Genomic DNA, 25,287 nt, shown 5'->3' with positions numbered 1-25,287 from the left:
GACCGCACCGGCAAATGCGCGCCTGGATGAGATCTTGATCGAAGCCTTCGCGAAGAGGCGGCTAGAGGAGAGATATGGCAAGCCCGACCGTTCCCCAGATCGCCAGCGACAGCACGACGAAGACGGCGATTGCTGCGGCCAGGGCGCGCACCATGCCAGTGGAGGCTGGTGTGGCCGGGGCCGGCCGGAAGTCGTCGAAACGCGGGATATGGCCGCGGACGTCGAGCAGGGAGAGAATGAGTTCGAGTGCAAGAAGCCTCATGGCTAGCGCTCCGGATGGCCAAGCGAAGTGCCCTCATCATGGCCGGGAACCGGCCGCCGCGCTTTGCGCGAGCGCAAAGTCGTTTCCGCGCATCCGGGTTAATTGAACGCATTCCGTGATTTGCCGCGACGTCTGCGTGCGGCGGAAATTTACGAATGGATAAGACATGAGAGCTGATCTTGCGGCGGTCTATGGCGAGGAACGTCTGCCACGCTACACGAGCTATCCGACCGCACCGCACTTTTCGCCCGCGATCGGTCCGGACACCTATGCTCGGTGGCTGGCGGAACTGCCGGCGGGCGCCAGCGCGTCACTCTATCTGCACGTGCCGTTCTGCCGGGAGATGTGCTGGTACTGCGGCTGCCATACCCAGATCGTCCGCCGCGACGATCTCATCGCCGGCTATCAGCGGACGCTGCGCAACGAGATCGCGCTAACCGCCGAAACCATCGGCCGTCGGATCAAGGTCGAGCACATCCATTTCGGCGGCGGTACGCCGACGATCATGGCGCCGGAGGCTTTTGCCGAGTTGATGGCGACGATGCGCCAGAAATTCTTCGTGCTGCCCTCGGCCGAAATCGCGGTCGAGATCGATCCCCGCACACTGACCGCCGACATGGTCGAGGCCATGCGGCTCTCCGGCGTCAACCGCGCCAGCCTTGGCGTGCAGAGCTTCGATCCCGTGGTGCAGAGGGCGATCAACCGCGTGCAGAGCTTCGAGCAGACCGCGTCCGTGGTCAACTTGCTTCGCGACGCGGGCATCGAGGGAATCAATTTCGACCTGATCTACGGCTTGCCGCACCAGACTGTCGCCTCGTGCCTGGACACCGTGCGGCGCAGCCTCGCGCTCGCGCCCAACCGCTTCTCGGTGTTCGGCTATGCTCATGTGCCTGATTTCAAGAAGCATCAGCGCATGATCAACGAGGCCGTGCTGCCCGACGGCCTTGCGCGCCACGACCAGGCCTGCGCGATCGCGAATGCCCTGAAGGAGGCTGGTTACGTGCAGATCGGGCTCGATCATTTCGCACGGCCCGACGATTCCATGGCGGTGGCGTTCGAGCAGCGGACGCTGCGGCGCAATTTTCAAGGCTACACCACCGACAAGAGTGAAGTCCTGCTCGGCTTTGGCGCGAGCGCGATCGGACATCTGCCGCAGGGCTATGTCCAGAACGAGGTGCAGATCGGCGCCTATGCCCAAAGCATCGCCGCCGGCCGCTTCGCCACCGCGAAAGGCTACGGGCTCACCGACGACGACCGGTTGCGCGCCGACATCATCGAACGCATCATGTGCGAGTTCGGTGCCGATCTCGGCGACATCTGCGCCCGTCATGGCGCAGAGGCCGGTGCGATGCTGAGATCGGCGGCCCGTCTGAAGCCGCTGATCTCCGACGGCGTCGTGCGATTGGACGGCGACCGGCTCGCGGTCGCCAAGGATTCGCGCTTCCTGGTTCGCAGCGTCGCCGCCGCATTCGATGCGCATCTGGATCCCGGCAAGCAACTGCACAGCCGGGCGGTTTAGCTTGATTCATTCGGGGCGCGCGAAGCGCGAGCCCCGGAGTGATGGCGGCGGAACTGGCAACAGCTTGCGCTTCAACAAAGAGACTTCCGCTCGCTCCGCTATCGTCAATTCGGAACGGAGTTGTCCATGCCCTTCGGATCCGACGATCTGGTCGATGACATCATGCGCACGGCGCCGCACACGATCCGCGTGTTTCTCGCCTTCAGGATGGCCTGCGTCGGCTGTCCGATCGCGACCTTCCACACCGTGGATGATGCCTGCCGCGAACATGGCATCGACCGCGACAAATTCCTCGCTGCATTGAGCGATTGCGTGCCGGCGTGAAACGGTCTGGAATCGCGCGGGCGCGCGCGTTCCCGGAGGAGGGAGCGCTTTCGCCGTAAGCGGAAGCGCCCCTCACCCCTGTCAGCGGAGGCATCCCGGCATCGGCTCTCACGCCGCGCCGCTGTCGGCATTCCGCTCCGCCAACACGACGATCTTGTGCGGTTCGCGCAGGATGATGCGCTGGCGGCCGCTCTCCACGAGGCCTTGGCTCTCCCAGCCGCTCAGGATGCGGCTGACGGTGTGCAGCGTGGTGCCGGTCATCTGCGCGATGTCCTGGCGGCTGATCGGGAAGTCGATCTCGATGCCGTGGTCGAGTTTCCTGCCGGACTGCTTGGCGAGGCGCAGCAGCGCGTGCGCAATGCGTTGCTCGACTTGCTGGGTGGACATTTCCAGGATGCGGGTGTGACTCTCCTGAAGCCGGGTGCCGACGGTCTGGAGCGTGTTGGCGGCAAGCGCCGGAAACCGCTCGACCAACCGCGGCCAGGCCGAGGTCGGCCAGATCAGCACCACGCTATCGTCGACCGCCATCGCCGTCGCCGGATAGCGCGCGGCTCCGATCGCCATCGCGAGCCCGAATGTTTCGCCGGGGGCGACATAGCGTACCACGATCTGCTCACCGGTCGGCGTGGTCTTGGCCGCGCGGACATGACCGTGCAACAGCAGGAAGAAGGATTGCGCGTCGGCCCCCTGCTCGAAGATGGCACTGTTCTTGGAAAAGCGGGCCGAGCGGGCCTCACGCAGGATCTCGTCCAGAGCTTCCGGCGTCATCCCCGCAAACAGCGGCAAATGCGCAACCAGCGATGTGTCGACCTTGGCCATTCTGCCTCCTTGGCGCTCGGGAGTGTGATGGCACCTGCAATCGTCCTGGTGTTTGCGGTAGCGCAAAACGGGCCGGTCGGGTGGCGGTATTTTTTCAAAGAACGATCTGGATTTATTGGAGTTGATGCCATGGCTGGCGCCCGATCCCGTAACTTTGCGGGCTGGCCGCTGTTCGCGAACAGCTTTCGGCCCTTTTTCCTGCTCGCCGCGATCCAGGCGGCGCTGTCGATCCTGGCCTGGCTGCCGATCTTCTATGGCGAATTGTCCGTGAGTTCCGCATTCGGGCCACGCGACTGGCACATCCACGAGATGCTCTATGGCTTCCTGCCCGCTGTCATCACCGGGTTCCTGTTCACGGCAATCCCGAACTGGACGGGGCGGCTGCCGATCCAGGGCATGCCGCTGGGGGCGCTGCTGATGGTTTGGCTCGCCGGGCGCATCGTTGTGACGATGTCGGCCGATGTCGGCTGGGCGTTTGCGCTGATCGTCGATGCCGCCTTCCTGGCATTGGTCGTCGCCGCCGCGATGCGCGAGATCATCGCAGGCGGCAACTGGCGCAACCTGCCCGTGGTGGGGCTGGTGCTCGTTCTGCTCGCCGGCAACGTCGCCTTTCATGTCGAAACGCACGACCAGGGCGCGGCCGATGTCAGCATCCGCGTCGGCATCAGCGTGGTCATTCTGCTGATTGCGTTGATCGGTGGCCGCATCATTCCAAGCTTCACCCGCAACTGGCTGGTCAAGTTCAATCCCGGCCGACTGCCCGTGCCGTTCGGACGCTTCGACGGCGCCGTGATCGGATGCAGCGCGCTCGCGCTCGTCTCATGGATCGTGGCGCCGTCGAATGCCGTCACCGGAATTGTGATGGCACTTGTCGGCGGGCTGCACTTGGTGCGGCTTGCGCGCTGGGCCGGCGATCGGACCTTCCGCGAGCGGCTGCTCGTGATCCTGCATGTCGGCTACGTCTTCGTGCCGTTCGGTTTCATCCTGCATGCCCTGGCGGTTTTCGGTGTGCTGCCGCCAAGCGCCGGCATCCACGCCTGGATGGCGGGTGCGGCGGGAACCATGACGCTCGCAGTGATGACCCGCGCGAGTCTCGGCCACACCGGACAGGCGTTGACGGCTTCGCCGGCGATCCAGGGAATCTATGCTGCGGTCATCGTCGCGGCTCTGGCCCGGGTCGCTGCCGTCGTGTTGCCCGCGCATGGCGATGTGCTGCTGCACATCGCCGCTTGCGGCTGGATCGTCGCTTTCCTCGGATTTGCCATTGCGTTCGGTCCGCTGCTCGCCGGCAGCCGGTGGCGTGGCCTCGCCACGATGGGCGTGCCCGCTCCCGCACGCTGAACTCAAGCTGCAGTCGCCGTGGGCGGTGCCGTCACGGGTCGGACGCCCTTGCGCCATTCGGTGATGGTGCAGCCGAACCGGCTGCGGAACCAGCGCGCCATGGCACTCTGCGCGGAAAAGCCAAGTTGCATCGCGATGTCAGCCAGCGGCCGGTCGGGGTCGTCGATCAGCTGGATCACGAGATCGGCGCGTTGCGTGTCCAGGATGGCCGAGAAGCTGGTGCCCGATGCTGCGAGGCGGCGGTGGATGGTGCGGCGGGTGCAGGCGAGATGCTCGGCGACGCGCTCGACCGTGCAGTCGCCGCCGGCAAGGAGGAGACGTACGACCTCGTCGACCTTCTGCTCCCAGCTTGCGGGCCGTGTTTCGATCGCCTCGATCCGCTTGCGCAGATAGCTCGCGATCAGCGGATGCGCGCTCGGGATCCGACGTTCCATATCGTGCGCGGACAACACGATCGCGTCATCCCTCGCGTTGAAGATCACGCGGCAGCCGAAGAATTCGCGATAGCGCTTGCGATCGTGCGGCGGCGGATGATGCAGGTGCACCTCCTGCGGCCGCCAGTCGTGCCCGAACAGCGACCGGATGATGCGGTGGACGCTGCCGAGCGCCACGTCGATCGACTGCCGCGGCGCGCTCGGTTTCCGGCCGCGCAGACGCATCGTGATGGTCACGGTCTGCTTGCTGCGCGCAACGTCCAGCCGCATGCCATCGTGATGGATATGGATGAAGCGCGAGAACGCATCGATCGCCTCACCAACGGTCGCTTGTTCGCGCACGATCAAGCCGACCGCGCCGAAATTGGTCAGGCCGCCGCGCTCGGCGAGACGCAAGCCGAAGTCTTCGGCGCCGGACGCCTCCGCGGACAATTCGAGCAGACGGCGCAGGCCGGCGACGGCAATGGGCGTGTCGGGCTTGTCGAGGCAGGCCGGCGGCAGCCTGGCCTTGCGCATCATCTGCCTGGGGTCGAGCCCGACCGACCGGGCGACCTCCGGATAATAACTCAGGCTCGAGCTGCGAATGAGGTCGGTCATGCGAACCGTTCCTGCCAGCTGTTCCCGCGGATGTCCCGAAATGTAAATTTTCTGTCCCGGTCAGTCAAATCCAGGAACCGCGCGGAACATACATAGGGGAAACCGAAGCACGGGCGTGAATGCCGTGTTTACGACGGCGCGGCAGGGCGATGGAGCCCGCTACCGTCTCGGGCCCTTTGACCAAGACATTGCTGGATCGGAATCATGCCGGGAAACATGCTTTCCAAGGGTGAGATATTCGTCATCGACACCGACGCTGCCTCCCGCGAACAACTTTCGACCGCGCTCCAACAGAACGCCTACGAGGTGATCTGTTTCGCCGACGGTGCATCCCTCTTGTCCGCCGCGAGGGCGCGGATGCCGGCCTGCGTGCTGCTGGAGCTGCCGCCTGATCGGTCCGGCCTCGACGTGCTCAAGCGGCTGCGCGGGGAGAACTGTATGGCGCCCGTGCTGGTGACGTCGGCGAACGGCAGCATTGCCATGGCGGTCGACGCCATCAAGAGCGGCGCGGCCGACTTCATCGAAAAGCCGTTCCGCACCCACGACATCGTCGGCCGGATCGATGCCGCCATCGACGAATTTGCGCAACCCGGCGCGAGCCGGCGACGCTGGCTGACAGGTTGCGAGCCCTTGACCGCGCGCGAGGGCGACGTGCTCGAGCATCTCGCCGCCGGCCTCACCAACAAGGAGATCGCCCGGCGGATGCATCTGAGCGCGCGGACCGTCGAGGGCTATCGCGCCAGCATCTTGAAGAAGGCCGGCGCCCGCAACGTGACCGATCTGCTCCGGCGCATCTTCGGCCAGGGTTCGCCCACACAGGTCTGAGGCTCGGCCGCGGCCGCGCCGATGCGTTCCGCGGCCATGCTGCTGCCGCGGCTGCGCCCCACGGAAACCCCAATCGAACCAGTTCCTTTCCCGCCGCGTCTCATCACGATGGCGAGGCATTTCATCGCGCGCGTCCGGCTGGCGGCGCGGCGATACCGGCAGGAGGGACTTCATGCGCATCACCGCAAAATGGTTGGCAACCACGAGCCTGGTCCTGGTGACCGTGGCTATCGCATGGCCGTCATGGGCGGCCAACGTGGACGCCACGTCGGCGATCGACACGGTCACCGTCTATCCCGACGGCGCCACCGTCACCCGCGTCATTTCGTTGGATATCGCCTCCGGGGACTCGACGCTGGTCGCCAAGGATTTTCCGCTCTCGCTCGATCCGTCGTCCCTCCGCGTCGAAGGCGAGGCGGGCGCCAAGCTCACCATCGGCACGATCGACGCGCGGCCGCCGAGGACGGCGCAGCCAGCCAACCTCCCCGAGCTCGATAAGCGCATCGAAGCACTGAGAGATCGGCGGGCCGATCTGCAAGGTGCGATCGACTCTGCCGACGCCCGGCGTAAATTTGCGCAGCATTTTGCCGAAGCCTCCCCGGCCGGCCTCGGCGAGAAGGGCGAGGCGCGGCCGATCACCGAATGGCGCGCGGCGTTTGCGGCGGTTGCCGAGGAGATCGCGACCGCTGACACCGCAATCCGCGAAGCCACCCGAAAACAGCGCGAGATCGACCGACAGATCGCGCAATTGGAAGCCGAGCGCTCGGCCAAGCCGCCGAGCAAGCTGGAAGTGCGGATCGACGTCGCCTCGGCGGCTGCGACCAAAGCGACATTGCGGGTGACCTACGCCGTGCGCAACGCGCGCTGGGTGCCGCTCTACGACGCCCGGCTCGATACCGGCGCCAAGGATCGCAAGCCACAGCTCGAACTCGTCCGTCGCGCCGAGGTCACGCAGTCGACCGGCGAGGACTGGTCGAACGTGACGCTCGGCGTTTCCACGGTTCGCATCGGCCGCGGCGGCAGCGTTCCGGAGCTGAACTCGCTGATGGCGCAATATCCGCAAGTGCCGAAGCCCCTTGCACTCGGCAGCGCTTCGGACCTGGCGCGGCCCGCGCCAACCGCCCGCCAGCGTTCGGCGCAGTTCGAGCCCATGTCCAAGGTCGCAGAGGCGACCGAGCGCGCCGACGAGCAACAGGCCGTCGCCGAGATCGGCGATTTCCAGGCCACCTTCAAAATTCCCGGCCGCGTCAGCCTCGGCGCTGCCGAGGGTGCCAAGAGCCTGCGCATCGCTTCCATGACCGTACCGGCCGATCTCGCGGTTCGCGCGGCACCGGTGATGGATCCGACCGCCTTCCTCGAAGCCAGCTTCAAGCAGACCGACGATGCCAGTCTCTTGCCGGGCAAGGTCGCGATCTACCGCGACGGCACCTTCGTCGGCCGTGGCAAGATCACGGCGTCCGCCAAGGACGACATCGTGCGGCTCGGCTTCGGCGCCGACGACAAGGTCAGAATCGAGCGCGCCGTGCTCAAGCGCAACGAGGGCTCGGCGGGCTTGCTCGTGACGACGTCGAAGACCGACGAGCGTTCGTTCAAGACCACGATCCGCAACGGCCATGATTTCCCGATCAAGGTCGCGATCGAGGATCAGCTGCCGGTCAGCGAGAACGAGGACATCGTCGTCGAGATGCTGCCCTCGAGCACCCTGCCGACCGCGAGCAATATTCGCGACAGGCGCGGCGTGCTGGAATGGTCGTTCGACGCCAGGCCCGGCGAGGTCAAGGACATCAACTTCGCCTGGCGCATCCGCTGGCCCAAGGACAAGAGCATGGTGATCGTGCCGGCGGGGTAGATTGCTAGCCACGAACGAGGTGCGCTCCCTCTCCCGTTTGCGGGAGAGGGTTGGGGTGAGGGCTCTTTCCTCTGGGGGAGTCTTCGTTGTTGAGACACCCTCTTCCAACCCTCCCCCGCAAGCGGGGGAGGGGGCGCACCATCTTCGCGGGTTTGACTGCGGGCTAAATTCCAGTCTCAACCGCCCGCATCGATTGCGGCAATACAAACGGCACGCCATCGGTCTGACGGACGACTGCGTCGATCTCGAAGATATCGCGGATGATCTCGCGTGTGACAATCTCCGCGCGCGGCCCGTCGGCGACGAGCCGGCCGCCATTCAGCACGATCAGCCGGTTGGCGAAGCGGATCGCGAGATTGAGATCGTGCAGGATCGCGATGACGGCGGTGCCGGCCGCCGCACGGCGGCGCGCCGCTTCGACGAGGTCGATCTGGTGGCGCAGATCGAGGCTCGAGGTCGGCTCGTCCAGCAGCAAAAGCCCGGGGCCGTGCTCGGCCTCGCCGCAGGCGAGCTGCACCAGCACGCGGGCGAAATGGGCGCGCTGCTGCTCGCCGCCTGACAGCGTCGGCAATTGCCGTTCGCGGAAATGTACGAGGCCGACCTCGTCTAGGGCGGAGTCGACCAGCGGTCCAGCCTCGCGCAAGCTGCGCTCGCCTGCTCCCATCAGCACGATCTCCTCGACCGTGAACGGGAAGGTGACGTTGATGTGCTGGGACAGCATCGCGCGGCGCGCGGCAAGCTCGCGCGGCGTGAAGCTGCTGATGTCGCGCTGCTTCAGGCGCACCTCGCCTGCGCTGGGGCGAAGATCGCCGGAGAGCAGCCGCAGCAGCGTCGACTTGCCGGCGCCGTTCGGGCCGATGATGGCGACCATCTCGCCGGCCGCAACCGTCAGGTCGACGCTATCAAGCAGCGTTGCGCGGCCCGCGCGCTTGCCTAACGCTCGTGCCTCGATCACCGCGTTCATAGCGCGGTCAGTCCGCGCTGCCGCAGCAGGATGAAGAGAAAGACGGGCGCGCCGACGGCGGCGGTCAGGATGCCGATCGGCATCTCGGCCGGCGCCACGATGGTGCGCGCCAGCGTGTCGGCGCCGACCATCAGGATGGCACCCAGCAGCACCGAGGCCGGCAGCAGCAGGCGATGCGCCGGCCCGATCACGAGGCGGAGCAGATGCGGCACGACGATGCCGATGAAGCCGATGACGCCGCTGATCGACACCGCGACGCCGGTCATGGCGGAGACCATGACGATCGAGATCCGCTTCAGGCGTTCGACATCGACCCCGCCGTGGAAAGCGTCGGCCTCGCCGAGCACCAGCAGATCGAGACCGCGCGCGATGAAGACGCAGGCTGCCAGCCCGATGACGAGGATCGGCGCGAGCACGGCGGCCTTGGTCCAGGTCGCGCCGCTCATCGAGCCGAGCATCCAGAACGTGATGTCGCGCAGCTGACGGTCGTCGGCGATGAACACGAGCAGCCCGATGCCCGCGTTGGCGATCGCGGTGATGGCGACGCCGGCGAGCAGGAAGATCGCGATCGAGGTCCGCCCCGATCGGCTGGAGATGCCGTAGAGGATTGCGGTGGTCGCCAGCGATCCCGCGAAGGCCGCGAGCGGCAACAGCTCGGTCTGCAGAAAGCGCAGCGCCTCGCCGAAGCGCGAATCGGTGAAGACGATCGCGCTCGCGGCTGCCAGCGCGCCGCCGCTGGAGACGCCGACCAGGGCGGGATCGGCGAGCGGATTGCGAAACAGCCCCTGCATGATCGCGCCGGCCGCGGCAAGCAGGCCGCCGACCATCGCGGCTGCCGCGATCCGTGGAATGCGGATCGACCACAGAACGAGCTGGTCGCGGGCCATCATCGCAGTGCTTTCGCCGGCAAGGCCCAGCGCCGCAGGCAGGCGGGAGAGGGGGATACCCGCGGCGCCGACGGTCAGCGCGACGATTGCCGTCACCGCGAGCACCGCGATCAGGACAGGAATCGCGAAGGATGCGGACCGCCGTCTGGCGCTTCGTTGCGGGCTCCGTGCTTCGATCCCGACCGCCACGCTCATTGCCGGCAATTCGCCGCCGACAGGGCCGACGTGAACGCGCCGCCATGGTCGGCCAACGCCGGATAGAGCTTGACGGAGAGATCGCGCGCCGCCGCCGCCGTCCGCGGCCCGAAGCCGAGCAGATAGAGCCCGTCCATGGTGATGAAGCTCTTGTTGGCCGCAACCGGCGTCAGCGCAAAACCGGGATGAGCATAGATCGCGTCGGCCCGGAGCGACTCCCTGCCGCGCTCGATCGACAGCACGAATTCGGGCCTGGCCGCCACGATCGCCTCGTCGCCGATCATCTTGTAGCCGTCGTAATCGTCCACCGAATTGGTCGCGCCCGCGAGCTGGATGATCTCGTCGGCCGCGGTCTTGTGGCCGGCCACCATCGCCCGCCCGTTCTGAAGCGACATCACGAACATCACGCGCACCGGCTTCGTCACCTTGGCGCGCAGTGCGCGGAGCTGCGCAAGATCCGCGCCGACGGCGGCGCTCAGACATTCGGCACGCGCATCGACACCCATGGCGTGGCCGACAAGTCTTATCTTCTCGATCAGGCCTTCCTCGGAGAAGGTCTCGGGCACCAGCACCAGCGGCACCTTCGCCGTCTCCAGGATCTCCATGGTCTCGCGCGGGCCCGAGCCCTGGATCGCCAGGATCAGGGTGGGGTTGAGGCCGAGCACGCCCTCGGCGGAGATCTGGCGCATGTAGCCGACATTGGGTTTGTCGCGCAGCGCCGCCGGCGGATAGAGGCTCGTCGTATCGACGCCGACCAGCCGGCTCTCCAGCCCCAGCGCATAGAGGATCTCGGTGATGGCGCCGCCGATCGAGACGGTGCGCGCGAAGTCGTTCACCGCGACCTCGCGATTGCGCGCGTCATGCACGGTGATGCGGGCCGCGTGCGCGGCAGACGCGAGCGCGATCGTGCCGGCGAGCAGGACATGAGCGAAGGTGCGACAAAATGCCATTGCAGGTTACTTCGTCAGGATCAGCTTGTTCTGCGAGGTCAGGCGCAGGCGATAGCTGTCCTCGCCGTGCGCAATGATGATCTCGCGCCCGGCCGCAAACAGCTCGCGGCTGTCGATCCGGCCCTCCCGCATGGTGAGGGTTCTCGTTGTTGCAGAAGGGCTTCCTGCCGGCGCTGCCGCGCCGTCGCCGCTGTCTCCGGATGCTGCTGACATTGTTGTCGTGATGCGCTTTCGAAGTTTCAGATGTGTCTTGCCTTGTATAGGCGGCGCGAGGCGCATTCCAACGGCAGCAATTTTACAATCGATATAAATTGCAATCAGTTGTCATTGACCGTCAGAGTGTTGCCACGTTACCAATTATGTCAGCGGGGTACGTCCCCGCGGTTTGAGAACATCAGCCAGCCCAGTCGTTCGCGTTGCGAACGCGCGCCAGCCAAGAGACTCCAAAATTAAAGCGAAGTGCAGGCTGGGGCTGTTATGGCTGGCGAGGCTAGGTATTCGCGCGCCCTGATCTTGGGCGCGTCGGTGGCTTCAATTGCGGCATTGGTGACGGAGAGCAGTCTCGCGCAGACCGCATCGCCGCAAGCCGAAAGTGCGGCGTCGGAGCGGCCGAAGCAGGCAAAGCGCAAGCCGGCCAAGCCGCAGGTCGCGCAGCCGGCAACGCCCGCCGTCATGAATGCGCACGCGCAAGTGGGCGGTACCGCACCCGTGCAGACGCTCGATACCATCACGGTCGCCGCGACCAAGACCCCGGAGCGGGCGATCGATGCGCTCGCGCCCGTCAGCTCGATTTCGCTCGACAAGATCCAGGGGCTTCAGCCCAACCGGCTGTCGGACATCTTCTACGCCATTCCCGGCGTGTCGTTTCAGGAGCGCAGCGACGATCCCGCGACCGTCATCAACATTCGCGGCTTGCAGGATTTCGGGCGCGTCGCGGTCGTCGTCGATGGCGCGCGGCAGAACTACCAGCGCACCGGCCACAATGCCAACGGCTCCTTCTTCCTCGATCCTGAATTGATCGGCGGCGTCGACGTCGTGCGCGGCCCGACCGCCAACATCTACGGCTCCGGCGCGATCGGAGGCCTTGTCTCGTTCCGCACCAAGGACATCAACGACGTGCTGCGCCCCGGCGAGCGCTGGGGCGTCGATCTCTCGGGCTCCTACGGCTCGAACAACAATCGCGGCCTGGGCTCGGTGTTCGGCGGCGTGCGCGCCACGCCCGACGTCGATATCTTCGGCGGCGCGGTCTACCGCACGCAAGGCAATTACAAGGACGGCAACGGCACCGAGATCGGCAACACCGGCAACCAGGTCGAGGCCGGGTTGATGAAGCTCACAGTGCGGCCGGTCCTCGGTCACGAGGTCAAGTTCGGCGCCGTCTTCCAGGACTATCAATACGATATCGGCCAGTTCAACCGCGGTCCGGTGATAACGGCGGCACAGCGCGCGCTCTATCAGGGTTCGTCGGTCTACGCCTCCGATGCGAAGAATTACACCGGGACCATCACCTGGAACTATTCGCTGCCGAGCGACAATCTGTTCGACTGGCACATGTCGATCTACGGCAATCGCGTCGACAACGACCAGACCAAGACCTATCACTATTCCACGTCCGGCGGCGCCTATTGCGGGACGGGCAATTTCGGCAACAACATTTCGGGCTGTGTCGGCGACAAGCGCGGCTATGTCCTCGATACCTACGGCATCGACGTCAACAACACCACGCGATTCAACGTGGGCGACTGGCGCAACGCCGTCACCTGGGGCATCGACGCCTTCCAGGACGACGTGATCACGACCGACAGCCGCGGCAATTCCAACATCACGACGCCGAGCGGCATTCGCACCGTGTCGGGCGGTTTCCTTCAGCTGAAGCAGAACTACGGCACCTGGTTCGAGGCGGTGAGCGCGATCCGCTATGACCGCTACGACCTCGATGCCGGCAGGACCAGCGCCGGCGGCGACCGCTTCTCGCCTAAGATCACGCTCGGCGTCACGCCGGTTCCGGGCTTTCAGCCCTATGTCAGCTACGCCGAAGGCTATCGCGCGCCGTCGATCACCGAGACCGTGATCTCCGGCGCACATGCGACCGGTGGCGGACCGGCCTTCTTTCCCTGTCCAGACGGCACCGTCGGCCTGTTCTGCTTCCTGCCAAACCCGAACCTTCGTCCCGAGGTCGGCAAGAACAAGGAGGTCGGCATCAACCTGAAGTACGACAACATCTTCAGCGCCAACGACTCGTTTCGCGGCAAGATCAATCTCTTCCGCAACGATGTCAGCGACTACATCGACCTCGTCGCTTCGGCGCCGGTCGCGGTACCGCCGTTCGGTTCGTACAGCCAGTACTACCAATACCAGAACATCGCCAATGCCCGCATCGAGGGCTTCGAGGCGGAGACGATGTACGATGCCGGCAGCTGGTTCATCGGCGTCGCGGGGCACTACATCAAGGGCAAGAACGTCCAGACCAATATCGGGCTTGCGACCATCACCCCGACCAAGGTCGTCACCACCGGCGGCGTCCGCCTGCTCGATCGCACCCTGATCCTGTCGGCGCAGTGGGCGTCGTACGGCCCCAACAACGACGTGCCGGCCAACTATATCCGCTCGACCGGCTACGATCTCGTCAATCTGTACCTGACCTACAATGCGACCAGGGACATCGTGATCTCGGCCTCGATCGACAATCTCTTGAACCAGTACTACCGGCCTTACGCCATTCCCGGCAGCTCGACCGATGGCACGTCGCAGAACGACGTGCTGTGGTCGAGCCCGGGTCCGGGCAGAGTCTACAAGGCCGGAATGAAGATCCACTTTGGAGGTGCGTAAGCCGACCGGCCCCGCAGCTCCACAACCTCCGCCGGGCCGCGCTGATGCTCCAGCGCGGCTTCGGCGCGTTTTCGTCTTGATAGCAAGGAGAGACCTTTATGTTCATCGCTATGAATCGCTTTCAGGTGAAACTCGGCTCGGAAGCTGCGTTCGAAACCGTCTGGCGGACGCGGGAGTCCTATCTCGGCAGCATGGCGGGTTTCGTCGAATTCCATCTGCTCAAGGGGCCGGTCGCCGAGGACCACACGCTGTATTCCTCGCACACGGTGTGGATCGACAAGGCGGCCTTCGAGGCCTGGACGCGCTCGGAGGAATTCCGCCGCGCCCATGCGCGCGCCGACAACAAGACCGGCGAGAGCCTCTATCTTGGTCATCCCAAGTTCGAAGGGTTCGAGGTCATCATGACCGAGCGCACGGCGAGCGCGGCCGCCTAGATCGCGGCCGAGCACGAAAGGGAGCCGGACATGCCGAGCACCGATCTCAAGACGTATATGGCCGACAATCCCGGTGCGGTGATCGAGGACGTCGCGCGCGAGCGCAAGGTCACCCCGCGCGCGGTGATCGAGGCGCTGCCGTCTGCCATGATGCGCATCGGGGGCGGCGGGCACTTTGCTGCCGTCATGCAGGACATCGCGGAATGGGGCGAGGTCACCCTCATCGTGCACACGGATGATGCGATCTTCGAGTTCACGGGCCCAATTCCCGCCGGCGAGATCGGCCGCGGCTATTTCAACCTGATGCAGCCGAAGGGCCTGCACGGCCATCTCCGCCACGAGCGGTGCGCGGCCGTTGCCTTCGTCGAGCGCCCCTTCATGGGCAAGTCGTCCGCCTTCGTCGCCTTCGTCAACGCCGATGGCGGCATCATGTTCAAGGTGTTTGTCGGCCGGGACGAAACCCGGGCGCTACGCGGAGACCAGTTGGCGCGGTTTCGGCAACTTGCGGACCGGATCGCGGGCGCCCCAGAGGCCTAGCTCGTTTCAACCTGACGGGAGATCGGGATGCAGTGCAATTCCAGGCTTCGGCATGCAATCCTAGCCATCGCGCTGGCGCTCGCGCCGGCACCGGCCTTCGCGATCGACGAAGCCCTGTTGCCGCGCAATCTGTCGCCCTGGGGCATGTTCGTCAGCGCCGACATCATCGTGAAGACGGTGATGGTCGGGCTCGCCATCGCCTCGCTGGTGACGTGGACGGTGTGGCTCGCCAAGACCATCGAGCTGCGCCGCAAGGGCTCGCTCGCCTTGCAGCGGACGCGCGCCCTCGAGGGCAACATGACGCTGGCCGAGGCATCCGCAAGGGCTGGCGACGCGCGCGACGCGGTCGCCCAGCTCATCCAGTCCTGCGCCAGGGAGGCCGAGCTCTCCGGCGGCATTCTCGACGACGGCCTGCAGGAGCGGGTGGCGCTGCGGCTGGAGCGGGTCGAGGCGGCGATGTCGCGGCAGATCGCGCGCGGCACCGGCGTGCTCGCGACCATCGGCGCCACCGCGCCGTTCGTCGGCCTGTTCGGCACCGTCTGGGGCATCATGAATTCCTTCATCGGCATCTCCGAGAGCCATACCACCAGTCTTGCGGTCGTCGCGCCGGGCATTGCGGAAGCGCTGCTTGCGACCGCCCTCGGTCTCGTCGCCGCGATTCCGGCGGTCGTGATCTACAATCATCTCGTCCGCGGCATCGCCAACTACCGCGCCCTGCTCGGCGACGCCTCGGCGCAGCTCATGCTGCTGGTCAGCCGCCAGCGCGACCACGGCCATCTCCGCCTGGCGCGGGCTGCGGAGTAGGCCATGGCCACCAAGCTCGGCGCAGCCACGGGATCGCCGCTCAAGCGCGGTGACCCCAGCGATCTCGACGTCACCCACGAGATCAATGTCACGCCGTTCATCGACGTGATGCTGGTGCTCCTGATCATCTTCATGGTGGCGGCTCCGCTTGCCACCGTCGACATCGGCGTCGATCTGCCGGCCACCGCGGCCGAACCGGCGCCGCGGCCCGACAAGCCGGTCTTCGTCACCGTCAAGCCGGATCTTTCGATCGCGGTGGGTGAGGATATCGTGGGTCGCGACGCGCTCAGCGGCTCGCTCGATGCAGCCACCAAAGGCCGCAAGGACGAGCGCATTTATCTGCGCGCCGACAAGGCCGTTTCCTATGGCGACCTGATGGAGGTGATGAACACCTTGCGCAATGCCGGCTATCTCAAGGTCGCGCTGGTCGGCCTCGACGGACGCAGCTGATGGGCGCGAACGCCTTCGCCCTGCACGAGCCGCTCGGCGAGCGCGAGGGGGCGCGCTGGGGTGTCTCGGCGGCCGTGATCGTGGCGTTGCACGTGGCAGCCGCGGTGCTTGCGGCGAGCTGGCTCAAGTCGCAGCCCGAGCAGGGCGTCAGCCTGCCGGCGATCATGATCGACATGGCCCCGGTGACCTCGGCGCCGCAGCCGACGCAGGACGTCCTCGCCCCGGGGCCGGTGATGCAAGAGGCCGACGCCTCGCCGCCGGAACCCGTGCAGCAGCAGGCCGTCGAGGAGACCATCGCGCCGACGCCGCCGCAGGAGAAGCCGGAGGTCGTCGCGCCACCGAAGCAGAGGCTTGAGCCGACGCCGGCCAGGCCCGAGCCGGCGAAGACCGTGCCGGTCGAAAAGCTCGCTCCAGTGAAGCCGAAGGTGGTTCGCCGCGAGGCGAAGAAGCCGTCGGAGGCGACGCCCGCGCCGCGTACCAGCGCACCGCCGCGCGCCGAGCGCGAGGCGCCGATGGGATCCGCCATGAGTGCGGGTGCGATGGCCTCCGCGATTGCATCCTACAATCAACGCGTCCGCGCGCATCTGATGCGCTTCCACCAATATCCGTCAGGTGGGGGCGGTCAGCGCGGCGTCGCGAGGCTGAGCTTCACCCTCGGCCGTAGCGGGCAAGTCACGTCCAGCCGCCTCGGCGGCTCGTCCGGCGTCGCCGCCTTCGACGCGCAGGCCATGGCGATGATCCGCCAGGCCTCGCCGTTCCCGCCGTTTCCGGACGAGATCAGGAACGGTTCGATGAGCTTTTCGATCCCGGTGGAGTTCACGGTGAGGTAGTGTACCGCCGCCGCAAACTCGGCCGTCGTCCCAACGAAGATCGGCAATTCCGATCTCGGTCGACAACCGCTCCCTGCGGCTAGGCGTCCCGGCTTTCGCCGGGACGCCTAGCGGAGCTAGTGGCAGCTGTGGAGAGGCCGATCTGCTACTTCGCCTTCAGGAAATCCGCGACCTCGAGCAGCACGAACTCGTTGTCGTCGGCCTTGTTGGGATCGCGGCTGGAGGAGAACGGCAGGTTGTTGTCATTGCCGACGATGATATGGGTGTCGTCGACGCGATCGACGTTCTCGATGGTGAAGAACGGGAAGGGGTAGACGCCGTCGTTGAGTGGCTTCCGCGCCTTCTTGTCGGGATCCCTGATCTTCATCAGGTCGATATAGCCGATCTTGCGCACGGGCTTGCCGACATTGGCGTCGGAGAGCTCGATCTTGTAGACGCGCTTGAACTTGGCGAGGTCAGGGAAGCAGCTCTCGCCGCGGGTGCCTTGCGGGCAGGCCTTGTCGGCGGTGCCTTCGCCATTGTCGCGCTCGATGATGAGGCCAGAGGCCTGATCGATCATGTTGAAGTCGCCGATGGCGTTGCCGTTCTGCTCGAACACATACTGCCAGTAGCGGCCGGTGAACTTCTCCGCGGCGACGTCGAACTCGAGGATGCGGGCGGCTTCCTTGCCGTCGACCTTCTCCCAGTCCTTCTTCTCGGCATCCCACAGCGGTCCTTCGAGCAGGCCGTAGAGGAACTTGCCGTCTTTCGACGAGGCGAAGCCCTCATAGCCCTTGGAGCGGCGGAGATTGACATTGGTGTAGGTCGCGCCCGGCGCACCCGGCGTCGTGACGGCCCAATTGTCCGGCGAGCGCACCGGCTTGCCGTCGGCAACCGTGTCGAACACGCCGAGGATCTTGCCCGACTTGTCGGCCTTCAGGATATAGGGGCCGAACTCGTCGCCGATCCAGAAGGTGTCGCCGATGATCTGGAAGCCTTCGGTGTCGAAATCGGAGCCGGTGAGATAGCGCTTCTGGGTATCCTCATGCACGATGCGGAAGGGCACCTTCTTGTCGGGATCGTGCAGGAAGATGGTCTCCTGTCGCTCGATCTTGCCGCTCGCCCAATCCATCTTGTAGCGGTTCAGGTACAGCATCGAGTCCGGCGAGTTGGCGCGCGCGCCCATGCCGTTGTCGGTGATGACCCAGAAGCTGCCGTCGGGCATGGTCTTGATGCCCGAATGGCCCTGGAGTGGCTGGCCCTTGAACGGCAGCGACACGCCGGTGGGACGTTCGTAGGACTTGCCCATGACGGTGCCAAGCGCGTCGACCCGCTTGCCGGTGGTATATTTGCCTGCAGTCTTGAGATCGGCGGGTGCGTCAGCCGGCGCTTCGATGAACGACTCGGCCGGCATCACCACGTGGCCGGCGAGCTTGGCCGGGAATTCGCCTTCGCTCTGCGCCAGCGCAGAACTGGCGGTGAGAATGATCGTTGCGACGGTGCTGAGAAGGGTCGCGCGCATGTGCGTCTCCTGTTGGTGGACGCACGCCTTATGCGGACGGCACGTTGCAGTTTTGTGAAGCCGGGCCAAAGGCCGCAGGCCCGGCTACTTTTTGGCGGCGAGGAGATCGGAATCGGGTTCGGTGACGCGTGATCCGATCTCGTTGCGCCTCAGGAAATCTTGCGAGCGAGGAAATCGCGGATCAGGGGCGTCACCTCGTCGAACCTGTCCTCGAGCAGGAAGTGGCCGGAGTTGATGAGATGAAACTCCACCTGGGGAAGGTCGCGCTTGTAAGGATGGGCGCCGTCGGCCGGAAAGATGAAATCATTCTTGCCCCACACGATCAGCGTCGGCGGCTTGTGCTTGCGGAAGTAGGCCTGCACTGCCGGGTATAGCGGCAGATTGGTCCGGTAGTCGTAGAACATGTCCAGTTGGATCTCGTTGTTGCCGGGCCGGTCCAGCAGCGCCTGGTCATGGACCCAGTTGTCGGGCGAGATGCGGCTCACGTCGGACATGCCGTCGGTGTACTGGAATTTGGTCGTCTCCAGGGTCAGCAGCTTCATCAGCGCCTGACGGCTGCTGTCTGACCCGTCGGCCCAGTATTTCTTGATCGGATTCCAGAACTCCTTCAGTCCTTCGTCGTAGGCGTTGCCGTTCTGAACGATGAGGCCGCTGATGCGCCCGGGATGTTTGAGCGCCAGCCGCCAGCCGACTGGCGCTCCGTAGTCCATGACGTACATCGCGTAGCGCTTGACGCCAAGCTGGTCGAGCAGACCATCGACGAGCTCACCGAAACGATCGAACGTATACTTGAATGTCGCGCGCGGCGGCATGTCGCTCTGTCCGTAGCCCGGGTAGTCGGGAGCGATCACGTGGTACCGGTCGGCCAGCGCCGGAATCAGGTTGCGGAACATGTGCGACGATGTCGGAAAGCCGTGCAGCAGCAGCACCACGGGTGCATCCTTCGGCCCTGCCTCCCTGTAGAAGATCTTGATCCCGTCGACAGTCTTGGTCCGATGGTACGTGACTGGATAGCCCGCGGCTCTGGTATGATCGCGTTGCGGTTTCGCCGCGGCAGCCGGCGCAGCCGCGGCAACGGCAACTCCGGACAAGCCAAGGACGAGGTGTCGGCGATCGAGGCCGGCTGATGGGCGTGTGATGTTCTCGGTACTCATGTCGATCTCCCAGTCAAAATCGGTGATGATTGTATTCGTCAGTACCCGCAGGCCCGGCACTGCATTCTGCGATGACGTCGTCAAAGCGGCCGGTGGACTTGTGCTCGGCGGCTTATGGTTGGTGCGCCGGAGGATGCCGAAGGCAGATCCAAATCCACGCTGTCTTCGCGCGTGAGGCCGAGATGCCGGAATTGCGAGCAGCCGAATGATGTCCGGCGTTCGTCGAATGATCGTTTTCCGGCACCTTCCAGCCGTCCATTCCAAAGTCCGCAGCAAGCTTCGGGTAACCGATTGCGACCGGCGGGATCAGTCCATATGATCGAGAAGCTACTTCTCAGGTTACGGAAAGACGCGTCTGATGGACCGGCTGGAGGCGATGTCGGTGATCATCGCCGTCAATGAAACAGGAAGTTTCTCGGCAGCCTCCCGGCGCCTCAGGATGCCGGTCGCAACGGTCAGCCGAACGGTTGCCGAGCTGGAGGCACGGCTGAATGCCCAGCTGTTTCAGAGGTCGTCGCGCCAGATGACGCTGACCGATGCGGGACGATCCTATATCGAGGCCTGCAAGCGGATCATCGAGCAGGTGGACGATGCCGAGAGGGAGGTCTCCGGCGAGTACAGAAGTCCGAGGGGCGATCTCGCGGTCACGGCGCCGTGGGGACTGGGCCACATGCACCTTCTGCCGATCGCACTCGAGTTCATGGAGGCTTATCCCGAGATCGCGCTGCGGCTCGTCCTTACCGATCGCATCGTCAACACCGTCCACGAGAATGTCGATGTGTCGATTCGAATCGGCAGTCTGCCGGACAGCAACCTGATCGCGACGCGGGTCGGCTCGGTCCGGTTCGTGCTCTGCGCCAGTCCCGGATACCTCGCGAAGCGGGGACACCCGAGCGAGCCCGCCGATCTGGCGTCGCACGATTGTATCGGCGTCGACAGCCACGCGGCGCAGCAGAGCTGGAAATTCGTCAAGGACGGCAGCGAAGTCACGGTGCCGATACGGTCGAGATTGACGGTGAGCGACTCGGAAGCGGCGGTCGAAGCTGCCGTTGCAGGTGCCGGCATCACGCGCGTGATGTCCTACAAGATGGAGGCCGCGCGGCGTTCCGGCAGGCTCGTCCTCATGCTGGAGGAATTCGAGCAGGCGCTCTGGCCCGTGCATATCGTCTACGCGGAGCGAAAGCCCGCTCCGCTCAAACTCCGCGCCTTTCTTGATTGGGCCACGCCGCGCCTCAAGGCGCGGCTGGCCTAGTTCTGCTATTCCTTCACCGCGCCGGTCAGCGACGAGACGTAGTAATCCACGAACAGCGAGTAGAAGATCGCGACCGGCAGCGAGCCGAGCAGCGATCCCGCCATCAGTGCGCCCCACTGGTAGACGTCGCCGGTGACGAGCTCGGTCAGGATCGCGACCGGCACCGTCTTGTTGGCGCCGCTCTGGATGAAGGCGAGCGCGTAGATGAACTCGTTCCAGGACAGCGTGAAGGAGAAGATGCCGGCCGAGATCAGCCCGGGCACCGCGAGCGGCAGCGTGATCCGCCGCAGGATCTGCAGCCGTGTGGCACCGTCGACCAGCGCGCACTCCTCGAGCTCGTAGGGGATCGACTTGAAATAGCCGATCAGGAGCCAGGTGCAGAACGGCACCAGAAAGGTCGGATAGACCAGGATCAGGGCAAGCGGCGAGTCGAACAGGCCGAACTGCACCACGACGGTGGCAAGCGGAATGAACAGGATCGACGGCGGCACCAGATAGGCGAGATAGATGCCGAGGCCCACATAGGGGCTGCCGCGGAAGCGTAGCCGTTCGATGGAATAGGCGGCCAGCGTGCTCGCGATCAGCGACAGCGTGGTCGACCCGATCGCCACCAGCATCGTCGTCCACAGCCAGCGCGGATAGGCGGTGTTGAACAGCAGGTGCTTGATGTGCGCCAATGTCGGCGAGGAGATCCAGAACGGATTATGCTCCTTGTAATTCATCAGCTCCGCGTTCGGCTTGAACGAGGTGATCGCCATCCAGTAGAACGGGAACAGCAGGATGAGCACGAAGCAGCCGAGCGGCAGATAGATCATCATCAGCCGCCGCAGCCCGGAATCCCAGGCCATGGTGTCGGGCGCGGCTTTGGCGTCCGCGGTCGGTTGCGCGACGGTGTCAGTCATTGGCCTCTCCCTGCTGCCATTTGCGGCGCGCCAGGCCGAAATAGGAGAACAGCGTCGCGAACACCAGGAACGGGATCATCGACACCGCGATCGCCGCACCTTCGCCGAGCTCGCCGCCGGCGATGCCGCGCTGGAACGCCAGCGTTGCGAGCAGATGAGTCGAGTTGCCGGGGCCGCCGCGTGTGATGGCGTAGACGAGCTGGAAGTCGGTGAAGGTGAAGATGATCGAGAAGGTCATGACGATGGCGAGGATCGGCATCATCATCGGGAAGGTGATGTAGCGGAAGCGCTGCCAGGCGCTGGCGCCGTCGAGCATCGCGGCCTCATAGAGCGAGGGCGAGATGGTCTGCAGGCCCGCCAGCAGCGAGATCGCGACGAAGGGAATGCCGCGCCAGATATTGGCGGCGATCAGCGAGAAGCGCGCCGGCCAGGGCGAGCCGAGGAAGTCGATGTTGCTGTCGCGCCAATGCAGCACGTCGACCAGCAGGTAGGAGATGATCGAGAATTGGGGATCGTAGATCCACCAGAACGCCAGCGCCGAGAGCACGGTCGGCACGATCCAGGGCAGCAGGATGATCGCACGCAGCACGCTCTTGAACGGAAAATGGTTGTTGAGCAGCAGCGCGAGCCAGAAGCCGAGGGCAAACTTCCCGAAGGTCGCGACGGCCGTGTAGAGGACGCTGTAGAACACCGCGTTCCACCACAGGGAGTCGGTGAGCAGGTACTGGAAGTTCTCCAGGCCGACATAGACGCCACGCCGGCCGATCGTGGTGTCGGTGAAAGCGAGCCAGATGCCGAGCCCGAGCGGATAGGTCAGGAACACGGTGAGCAGCCCGATCGCGGGCGCGAGGCACATCACGATCAGGAACGGCTTGTAGTCGAACAGCCGCACCAGCCAGTTCGGCTGCCGCTGCGCGAGTTCCGGAGAAGAGAAGGTCGTCACGGACATCAGTTTGTTGTCCTGTCGTTGAAGGTCACCACACCCTCATTGCGAGGAGCTCGCGACAAGATTGCGTAGCAATTTTGCGCTGTAGCGACGAAGCAATCCAGACTGTCTCCGCGGACACGCTCTGGATTGCTTCGCTTCGCTCGCAATGACGGCCGCTACTTCTGCCGCCGGAAGTACCGCTTGCAGCGCTGCTCGGCTTCGGCGGCCGCGGCCTCCGGCGTGGCCGCTCCGGTCGCGACGGACGCGAACATCTGGATCAGCACGTAGTCGGCGCTGACGGCACCCGTCGCCGTCGAGATCGGGCCCTTGTAGCCGTCGTAATAGGTGCTGTTCATCGTGTTCTTGAACAGCTTCACCTTGGGATCCTGCGACCACACGGTGGCCTCGGCATAGGCGGCCAGCGGCTGGGACCAGTAGCCGGAGTTGGCGTTGAGCCACGGCTCGTACTGGTCCTTTTCCAGCATGTATTGCAGGAAGGCCTTGGCGGCGTTGGGGTACTGGCTGTGCTTGAACACCATCGCGTTCAGCGTCAGGCCCGCCATCGGCGAGACCTTGGCGAGGCCCTTCGGCAACAATTGATGCTCGCTGTCCTCGGCAATCGCCTTGGTCGCCGGATCGTTCTTCAGCGAGAAGTACAGCGAGACGCCGTTGGCGGTCAGGGAAATCTCCTGCGAGGAATAGGCGCGGTTGTTGCTGACGTCGTTCCACGACGTCGTGCCGGCGATGAAGGTCGGGTACAGCTGCTTCACCCAGTTCAGCGCGGCGATGGTCTCCTTGCTGTTGATGACGACGTTGCCCTCTTCGTCGAGCAGGGAGCCGTTGTGCGACCACAGCGCCCAGCTCGCAAAGCCGTTGCCGTCGCCCTTGGCGTTGCCGAGTGCGAACCCGGCCGGCTTGCCGGCCTTGTGCAGCTTCTGGCACAGGTCGAGAATGCCGGCATGGTCTTCCGGCACCTTGTCGAAGCCGACCGATTGCAGGATCGACTTGCGGTAGATCAGGGGGCCCGCGGTGGCACCGAACGGTAGTCCGATCCAGGCGTCGCTCTTGTTCTTCTTGCCGTAGCGCTGCGCCAGCGGCAGCCAGCCGCCATACCGCTTGCCGAGATAGTCGGCGACGTCGGTCAGCTCGATCAGCTTGTCGATGTAGATGTGCGGCGCATCCGAGAAGCCGATGATGATGTCGGGACCGGCGCCGGAATTGGCGGTCACCGCGGTCTGCTGGTTGATGTCTTCCCAGCCGACGAAGTCGACCTTGACCTCGACCCCGGTCTCCTTGGTGAACTTCGCCGCGTTGGCGCGGAACACGTCCTCGTCCGCCTGGACGAAGCGCACCGGGCGCAGCATGCGCAAGGATGCGCCCTTCTCGATCTCGCGTTTGGGTGCCGCCACGTCGGCGGCCTTGATATTGGATGTTTGCGCTGCAGCACCGGTGGCCGCGAGCGTTGCAGCGGACAGGCCCAGCGCCAAGGCATCACGACGTGTGATGTCGTTCCTCATGAGTACCTCCCTATGATGTTCCCTTCCCGGCGTTGATCGCCGGTGAAGGGCCGTTTCGGTCGTCGGCGCGTTCTACGCCGGCCGCCTAGCTGTTCGGGCCGCGGTCCATGCTGACGGGCTGCCAGCGGCGGAGCGCGGTATTCTGCAGCACCGACGGATTGACGCAGCTTACCGGCCACATGCCCTGGAGCACCAGTGACAATTCGTAGCCCACGCGGCGCTTGCGTGCCTCGTCAAACCGTGCCGAGGCCGAGGCGACGTGGGCTGTCAGGGTCACGTTCTCCATGCCGAGCAGCGGATTGTTGTGCGAGGGCGGTTCCTTCTCCAGCACGTCGAGGGCGGCATGCGCGATCCAGCCCTCTTGCAGCGCCTTGATCAGGCTCTCCTCGTCCACGGTGGCGCCGCGTCCCGTGTTGATGAAGATCGAGCCCTTCTTCATCTGCCGAAAATGCTTCTCCGTCAGCATGTGATGCACCTCGGGGCGGGCCGGGGCATGCATCGACACGAAGTCGGATTGCGACAGCACCTCGTTCAGCGTCGCCGGGATCACGCCGTGGTCGTAAATCAGGGTTTCCTGGATGAACGGATCATAGGCCATCATGCGCAGGCCGAACGGCGCCGCGCGCTTCGCAACTGCACGCGCGACGCGGCCGAACGAGATGAAGCCGAGCGTCTGGCCCATCAGCCTCGGGACCTTGAGCAGTGCCGGCCGGCCCTCGGCCCAGCGGCCGCTCCGCACCATCCTGTCCTGCTCGACCAGGCGACGGAAGCCCGCGAGCAGCAGCATCATGGCGTGGTCGGCGACCTCCTCGATGAAGGTGTCGGGGATGTTGGTGACGGGAATGCCGCGCGCGGTGGCGGCCTTGACGTCGACACTGTCGACGCCGACCGAGCCGAGCGTGATGACCTTGCAGCTCTCCAGCGCGTCGATGATCGACTTGGTGATCGGGATGCCCTTGGCGTAGATGGCGTCGGCATTTTTCGCGGCGGCGATGAACCCGGCCTCGTCGGCGGGCGCCTCGACGATCTCGGCGTCGATCGGATCGAGCGCCTCGCGCTCGTAGGAATAATCGCTGCCCGCGACGGTGAAGCTCGCACCCTTCGGCGTCACCACCCTGTATTTCGGCATTTTCTGCTCCCGATTTGGTTTCTTGTTGTGACCTGCCTCCGCGGGCAGGCCTGT

At 65.1% G+C, this 25,287-nt stretch carries 25 protein-coding genes; 12 read left to right on the top strand and 13 right to left on the bottom strand.

What is annotated here, in order from left to right; translation table 11 throughout:
• Positions 1 to 61: 61 nt before the first annotated feature.
• A complete protein-coding gene (locus ABIA42_RS25440) occupies positions 62 to 262 on the bottom strand; it encodes a hypothetical protein (protein ID WP_271529609.1) in 201 nt (66 codons plus the stop codon).
• A gap of 166 nt (positions 263 to 428) precedes the next feature.
• Here ABIA42_RS25440 and hemN point away from each other — a divergent pair, with 166 nt between their 5' ends.
• Positions 429 to 1,781, top strand: coding sequence for an oxygen-independent coproporphyrinogen III oxidase (hemN, locus tag ABIA42_RS25435; RefSeq protein WP_370119960.1), 1,353 nt, complete (start codon positions 429 to 431; stop codon positions 1,779 to 1,781).
• Between the two features lie 126 nt (positions 1,782 to 1,907).
• Positions 1,908 to 2,105, top strand: a complete 198-nt coding sequence (locus tag ABIA42_RS25430; RefSeq protein ID WP_035704759.1) for a DUF1858 domain-containing protein — start codon at positions 1,908 to 1,910, stop codon at positions 2,103 to 2,105.
• Between the two features lie 108 nt (positions 2,106 to 2,213).
• Here ABIA42_RS25430 and ABIA42_RS25425 read toward each other — a convergent pair whose 3' ends face one another.
• The gene (locus tag ABIA42_RS25425) at positions 2,214 to 2,924 is read right to left on the bottom strand and encodes a Crp/Fnr family transcriptional regulator (RefSeq protein WP_370119963.1); all 711 of its coding nucleotides are present in this window, start codon (positions 2,922 to 2,924) and stop codon (positions 2,214 to 2,216) included.
• A 129-nt stretch (positions 2,925 to 3,053) separates the two neighbouring features.
• On the opposite strand from ABIA42_RS25425, the gene ABIA42_RS25420 reads away from it, so the two are divergent.
• Positions 3,054 to 4,265, top strand: a complete 1,212-nt coding sequence (locus ABIA42_RS25420; RefSeq protein ID WP_370119966.1) for an NnrS family protein — start codon at positions 3,054 to 3,056, stop codon at positions 4,263 to 4,265.
• A 2-nt stretch (positions 4,266 to 4,267) separates the two neighbouring features.
• Here the strand turns inward: ABIA42_RS25420 and ABIA42_RS25415 are convergent, their stop codons facing one another.
• The gene (locus ABIA42_RS25415) at positions 4,268 to 5,296 is read right to left on the bottom strand and encodes an AraC family transcriptional regulator (RefSeq protein WP_271529605.1); all 1,029 of its coding nucleotides are present in this window, start codon (positions 5,294 to 5,296) and stop codon (positions 4,268 to 4,270) included.
• Between the two features lie 204 nt (positions 5,297 to 5,500).
• On the opposite strand from ABIA42_RS25415, the gene ABIA42_RS25410 reads away from it, so the two are divergent.
• Positions 5,501 to 6,121, top strand: coding sequence for a response regulator transcription factor (locus ABIA42_RS25410; protein WP_370119970.1), 621 nt, complete (start codon positions 5,501 to 5,503; stop codon positions 6,119 to 6,121).
• A gap of 172 nt (positions 6,122 to 6,293) precedes the next feature.
• Positions 6,294 to 7,970 (top strand): mucoidy inhibitor MuiA family protein, encoded by a 1,677-nt coding sequence (locus ABIA42_RS25405; RefSeq protein WP_370143665.1) that lies wholly within the window; start codon positions 6,294 to 6,296, stop codon positions 7,968 to 7,970.
• Between the two features lie 163 nt (positions 7,971 to 8,133).
• Here the strand turns inward: ABIA42_RS25405 and ABIA42_RS25400 are convergent, their stop codons facing one another.
• Genes ABIA42_RS25400 through ABIA42_RS25385 form a run of 4 tightly spaced genes read right to left on the bottom strand, consistent with a single transcriptional unit; the run spans position 8,134 to position 11,179 of the window.
• On the bottom strand, positions 8,134 to 8,934 hold the full coding sequence (locus ABIA42_RS25400) for a heme ABC transporter ATP-binding protein (protein ID WP_370119973.1): 801 nt from the start codon (positions 8,932 to 8,934) through the stop codon (positions 8,134 to 8,136).
• Entirely contained in the window at positions 8,931 to 10,016 is a 1,086-nt protein-coding gene (locus ABIA42_RS25395; protein ID WP_370119976.1) for a FecCD family ABC transporter permease, read from the bottom strand. Before ABIA42_RS25395 ends, ABIA42_RS25400 begins: the two co-directional genes overlap by 4 nt.
• A complete protein-coding gene (locus tag ABIA42_RS25390; protein WP_370119979.1) occupies positions 10,013 to 10,966 on the bottom strand; it encodes a hemin ABC transporter substrate-binding protein in 954 nt (317 codons plus the stop codon). Before ABIA42_RS25390 ends, ABIA42_RS25395 begins: the two co-directional genes overlap by 4 nt.
• A 6-nt stretch (positions 10,967 to 10,972) precedes the next feature.
• Positions 10,973 to 11,179 (bottom strand): hemin uptake protein HemP, encoded by a 207-nt coding sequence (locus ABIA42_RS25385; RefSeq protein ID WP_370119982.1) that lies wholly within the window; start codon positions 11,177 to 11,179, stop codon positions 10,973 to 10,975.
• A gap of 264 nt (positions 11,180 to 11,443) precedes the next feature.
• On the opposite strand from ABIA42_RS25385, the gene ABIA42_RS25380 reads away from it, so the two are divergent.
• From ABIA42_RS25380 to ABIA42_RS25355, 6 genes are all read left to right on the top strand, one after another.
• Complete coding sequence (locus tag ABIA42_RS25380; protein ID WP_370119985.1) at positions 11,444 to 13,795, top strand: TonB-dependent hemoglobin/transferrin/lactoferrin family receptor; 2,352 nt, start codon at positions 11,444 to 11,446, stop codon at positions 13,793 to 13,795.
• 98 nt (positions 13,796 to 13,893) lie between these two features.
• Positions 13,894 to 14,229 (top strand): antibiotic biosynthesis monooxygenase, encoded by a 336-nt coding sequence (locus ABIA42_RS25375; RefSeq protein WP_370119987.1) that lies wholly within the window; start codon positions 13,894 to 13,896, stop codon positions 14,227 to 14,229.
• 30 nt (positions 14,230 to 14,259) lie between these two features.
• Positions 14,260 to 14,766: a heme utilization cystosolic carrier protein HutX gene (gene hutX, locus ABIA42_RS25370; RefSeq protein ID WP_370119989.1), complete on the top strand. Its 507-nt coding sequence runs from the start codon at positions 14,260 to 14,262 to the stop codon at positions 14,764 to 14,766.
• A gap of 27 nt (positions 14,767 to 14,793) precedes the next feature.
• Positions 14,794 to 15,570, top strand: coding sequence for a tonB-system energizer ExbB (gene exbB / locus ABIA42_RS25365; RefSeq protein WP_271529594.1), 777 nt, complete (start codon positions 14,794 to 14,796; stop codon positions 15,568 to 15,570).
• 3 nt (positions 15,571 to 15,573) lie between these two features.
• Positions 15,574 to 16,020, top strand: coding sequence for a TonB system transport protein ExbD (gene exbD / locus ABIA42_RS25360; RefSeq protein ID WP_370119992.1), 447 nt, complete (start codon positions 15,574 to 15,576; stop codon positions 16,018 to 16,020).
• Complete coding sequence (locus ABIA42_RS25355) at positions 16,020 to 16,850, top strand: TonB family protein (RefSeq protein ID WP_370119995.1); 831 nt, start codon at positions 16,020 to 16,022, stop codon at positions 16,848 to 16,850. Before exbD ends, ABIA42_RS25355 begins: the two co-directional genes overlap by 1 nt.
• A gap of 145 nt (positions 16,851 to 16,995) precedes the next feature.
• On the opposite strand, the gene ABIA42_RS25350 is transcribed toward ABIA42_RS25355, so the two are convergent.
• Together ABIA42_RS25350 and ABIA42_RS25345 are read right to left on the bottom strand one after the other, a co-directional pair.
• Positions 16,996 to 18,351 (bottom strand): esterase-like activity of phytase family protein, encoded by a 1,356-nt coding sequence (locus ABIA42_RS25350; RefSeq protein ID WP_370119998.1) that lies wholly within the window; start codon positions 18,349 to 18,351, stop codon positions 16,996 to 16,998.
• Positions 18,352 to 18,500: 149 nt separating this feature from the next.
• Positions 18,501 to 19,505, bottom strand: a complete 1,005-nt coding sequence (locus ABIA42_RS25345; protein ID WP_370120000.1) for an alpha/beta fold hydrolase — start codon at positions 19,503 to 19,505, stop codon at positions 18,501 to 18,503.
• 358 nt (positions 19,506 to 19,863) lie between these two features.
• Between ABIA42_RS25345 and ABIA42_RS25340 the strand changes: the two genes are divergently transcribed.
• The gene (locus ABIA42_RS25340; protein WP_370120003.1) at positions 19,864 to 20,757 is read left to right on the top strand and encodes a LysR family transcriptional regulator; all 894 of its coding nucleotides are present in this window, start codon (positions 19,864 to 19,866) and stop codon (positions 20,755 to 20,757) included.
• 5 nt (positions 20,758 to 20,762) lie between these two features.
• Here the strand turns inward: ABIA42_RS25340 and ABIA42_RS25335 are convergent, their stop codons facing one another.
• The 4 genes from ABIA42_RS25335 to ABIA42_RS25320 form a co-directional block, all read right to left on the bottom strand.
• Positions 20,763 to 21,659: a carbohydrate ABC transporter permease gene (locus tag ABIA42_RS25335; RefSeq protein WP_370120006.1), complete on the bottom strand. Its 897-nt coding sequence runs from the start codon at positions 21,657 to 21,659 to the stop codon at positions 20,763 to 20,765.
• A complete protein-coding gene (locus ABIA42_RS25330) occupies positions 21,652 to 22,608 on the bottom strand; it encodes a carbohydrate ABC transporter permease (protein WP_271529588.1) in 957 nt (318 codons plus the stop codon). Before ABIA42_RS25330 ends, ABIA42_RS25335 begins: the two co-directional genes overlap by 8 nt.
• 155 nt (positions 22,609 to 22,763) lie before the next feature.
• Positions 22,764 to 24,104, bottom strand: a complete 1,341-nt coding sequence (locus tag ABIA42_RS25325) for an ABC transporter substrate-binding protein (protein WP_271529587.1) — start codon at positions 24,102 to 24,104, stop codon at positions 22,764 to 22,766.
• A gap of 85 nt (positions 24,105 to 24,189) precedes the next feature.
• Positions 24,190 to 25,233 (bottom strand): C-terminal binding protein, encoded by a 1,044-nt coding sequence (locus tag ABIA42_RS25320; RefSeq protein ID WP_370120010.1) that lies wholly within the window; start codon positions 25,231 to 25,233, stop codon positions 24,190 to 24,192.
• Positions 25,234 to 25,287: the final 54 nt, after the last annotated feature.

Source organism: Bradyrhizobium sp. USDA 327, from assembly GCF_041262065.1.
GTDB lineage: Bacteria > Pseudomonadota > Alphaproteobacteria > Rhizobiales > Xanthobacteraceae > Bradyrhizobium > Bradyrhizobium liaoningense.
This window is presented reverse-complemented; position numbering and strand designations above follow the sequence as displayed.

Bases quoted from the DNA above. Each gene is read 5' to 3' on its own strand.
- ABIA42_RS25380 (WP_370119985.1), top strand. From the start codon at position 11,444: ATGGCTGGCGAGGCTAGGTATTCGCGCGCCCTGATCTTGGGCGCGTCG.
- ABIA42_RS25410 (WP_370119970.1), top strand. From the start codon at position 5,501: ATGCCGGGAAACATGCTTTCCAAGGGTGAGATATTCGTCATCGACACC.
- exbB (WP_271529594.1), top strand. From the start codon at position 14,794: ATGCAGTGCAATTCCAGGCTTCGGCATGCAATCCTAGCCATCGCGCTG.
- ABIA42_RS25350 (WP_370119998.1), bottom strand. From the start codon at position 18,351: ATGCGCGCGACCCTTCTCAGCACCGTCGCAACGATCATTCTCACCGCC.
- exbD (WP_370119992.1), top strand. From the start codon at position 15,574: ATGGCCACCAAGCTCGGCGCAGCCACGGGATCGCCGCTCAAGCGCGGT.
- ABIA42_RS25440 (WP_271529609.1), bottom strand. From the start codon at position 262: ATGAGGCTTCTTGCACTCGAACTCATTCTCTCCCTGCTCGACGTCCGC.
- ABIA42_RS25345 (WP_370120000.1), bottom strand. From the start codon at position 19,505: ATGAGTACCGAGAACATCACACGCCCATCAGCCGGCCTCGATCGCCGA.
- ABIA42_RS25400 (WP_370119973.1), bottom strand. From the start codon at position 8,934: ATGAACGCGGTGATCGAGGCACGAGCGTTAGGCAAGCGCGCGGGCCGC.
- hutX (WP_370119989.1), top strand. From the start codon at position 14,260: ATGCCGAGCACCGATCTCAAGACGTATATGGCCGACAATCCCGGTGCG.
- ABIA42_RS25420 (WP_370119966.1), top strand. From the start codon at position 3,054: ATGGCTGGCGCCCGATCCCGTAACTTTGCGGGCTGGCCGCTGTTCGCG.
- ABIA42_RS25425 (WP_370119963.1), bottom strand. From the start codon at position 2,924: ATGGCCAAGGTCGACACATCGCTGGTTGCGCATTTGCCGCTGTTTGCG.
- ABIA42_RS25375 (WP_370119987.1), top strand. From the start codon at position 13,894: ATGTTCATCGCTATGAATCGCTTTCAGGTGAAACTCGGCTCGGAAGCT.
- hemN (WP_370119960.1), top strand. From the start codon at position 429: ATGAGAGCTGATCTTGCGGCGGTCTATGGCGAGGAACGTCTGCCACGC.
- ABIA42_RS25330 (WP_271529588.1), bottom strand. From the start codon at position 22,608: ATGTCCGTGACGACCTTCTCTTCTCCGGAACTCGCGCAGCGGCAGCCG.
- ABIA42_RS25390 (WP_370119979.1), bottom strand. From the start codon at position 10,966: ATGGCATTTTGTCGCACCTTCGCTCATGTCCTGCTCGCCGGCACGATC.
- ABIA42_RS25355 (WP_370119995.1), top strand. From the start codon at position 16,020: ATGGGCGCGAACGCCTTCGCCCTGCACGAGCCGCTCGGCGAGCGCGAG.
- ABIA42_RS25340 (WP_370120003.1), top strand. From the start codon at position 19,864: ATGGACCGGCTGGAGGCGATGTCGGTGATCATCGCCGTCAATGAAACA.
- ABIA42_RS25325 (WP_271529587.1), bottom strand. From the start codon at position 24,104: ATGAGGAACGACATCACACGTCGTGATGCCTTGGCGCTGGGCCTGTCC.
- ABIA42_RS25395 (WP_370119976.1), bottom strand. From the start codon at position 10,016: ATGAGCGTGGCGGTCGGGATCGAAGCACGGAGCCCGCAACGAAGCGCC.
- ABIA42_RS25385 (WP_370119982.1), bottom strand. From the start codon at position 11,179: ATGTCAGCAGCATCCGGAGACAGCGGCGACGGCGCGGCAGCGCCGGCA.
- ABIA42_RS25335 (WP_370120006.1), bottom strand. From the start codon at position 21,659: ATGACTGACACCGTCGCGCAACCGACCGCGGACGCCAAAGCCGCGCCC.
- ABIA42_RS25405 (WP_370143665.1), top strand. From the start codon at position 6,294: ATGCGCATCACCGCAAAATGGTTGGCAACCACGAGCCTGGTCCTGGTG.
- ABIA42_RS25430 (WP_035704759.1), top strand. From the start codon at position 1,908: ATGCCCTTCGGATCCGACGATCTGGTCGATGACATCATGCGCACGGCG.
- ABIA42_RS25320 (WP_370120010.1), bottom strand. From the start codon at position 25,233: ATGCCGAAATACAGGGTGGTGACGCCGAAGGGTGCGAGCTTCACCGTC.
- ABIA42_RS25415 (WP_271529605.1), bottom strand. From the start codon at position 5,296: ATGACCGACCTCATTCGCAGCTCGAGCCTGAGTTATTATCCGGAGGTC.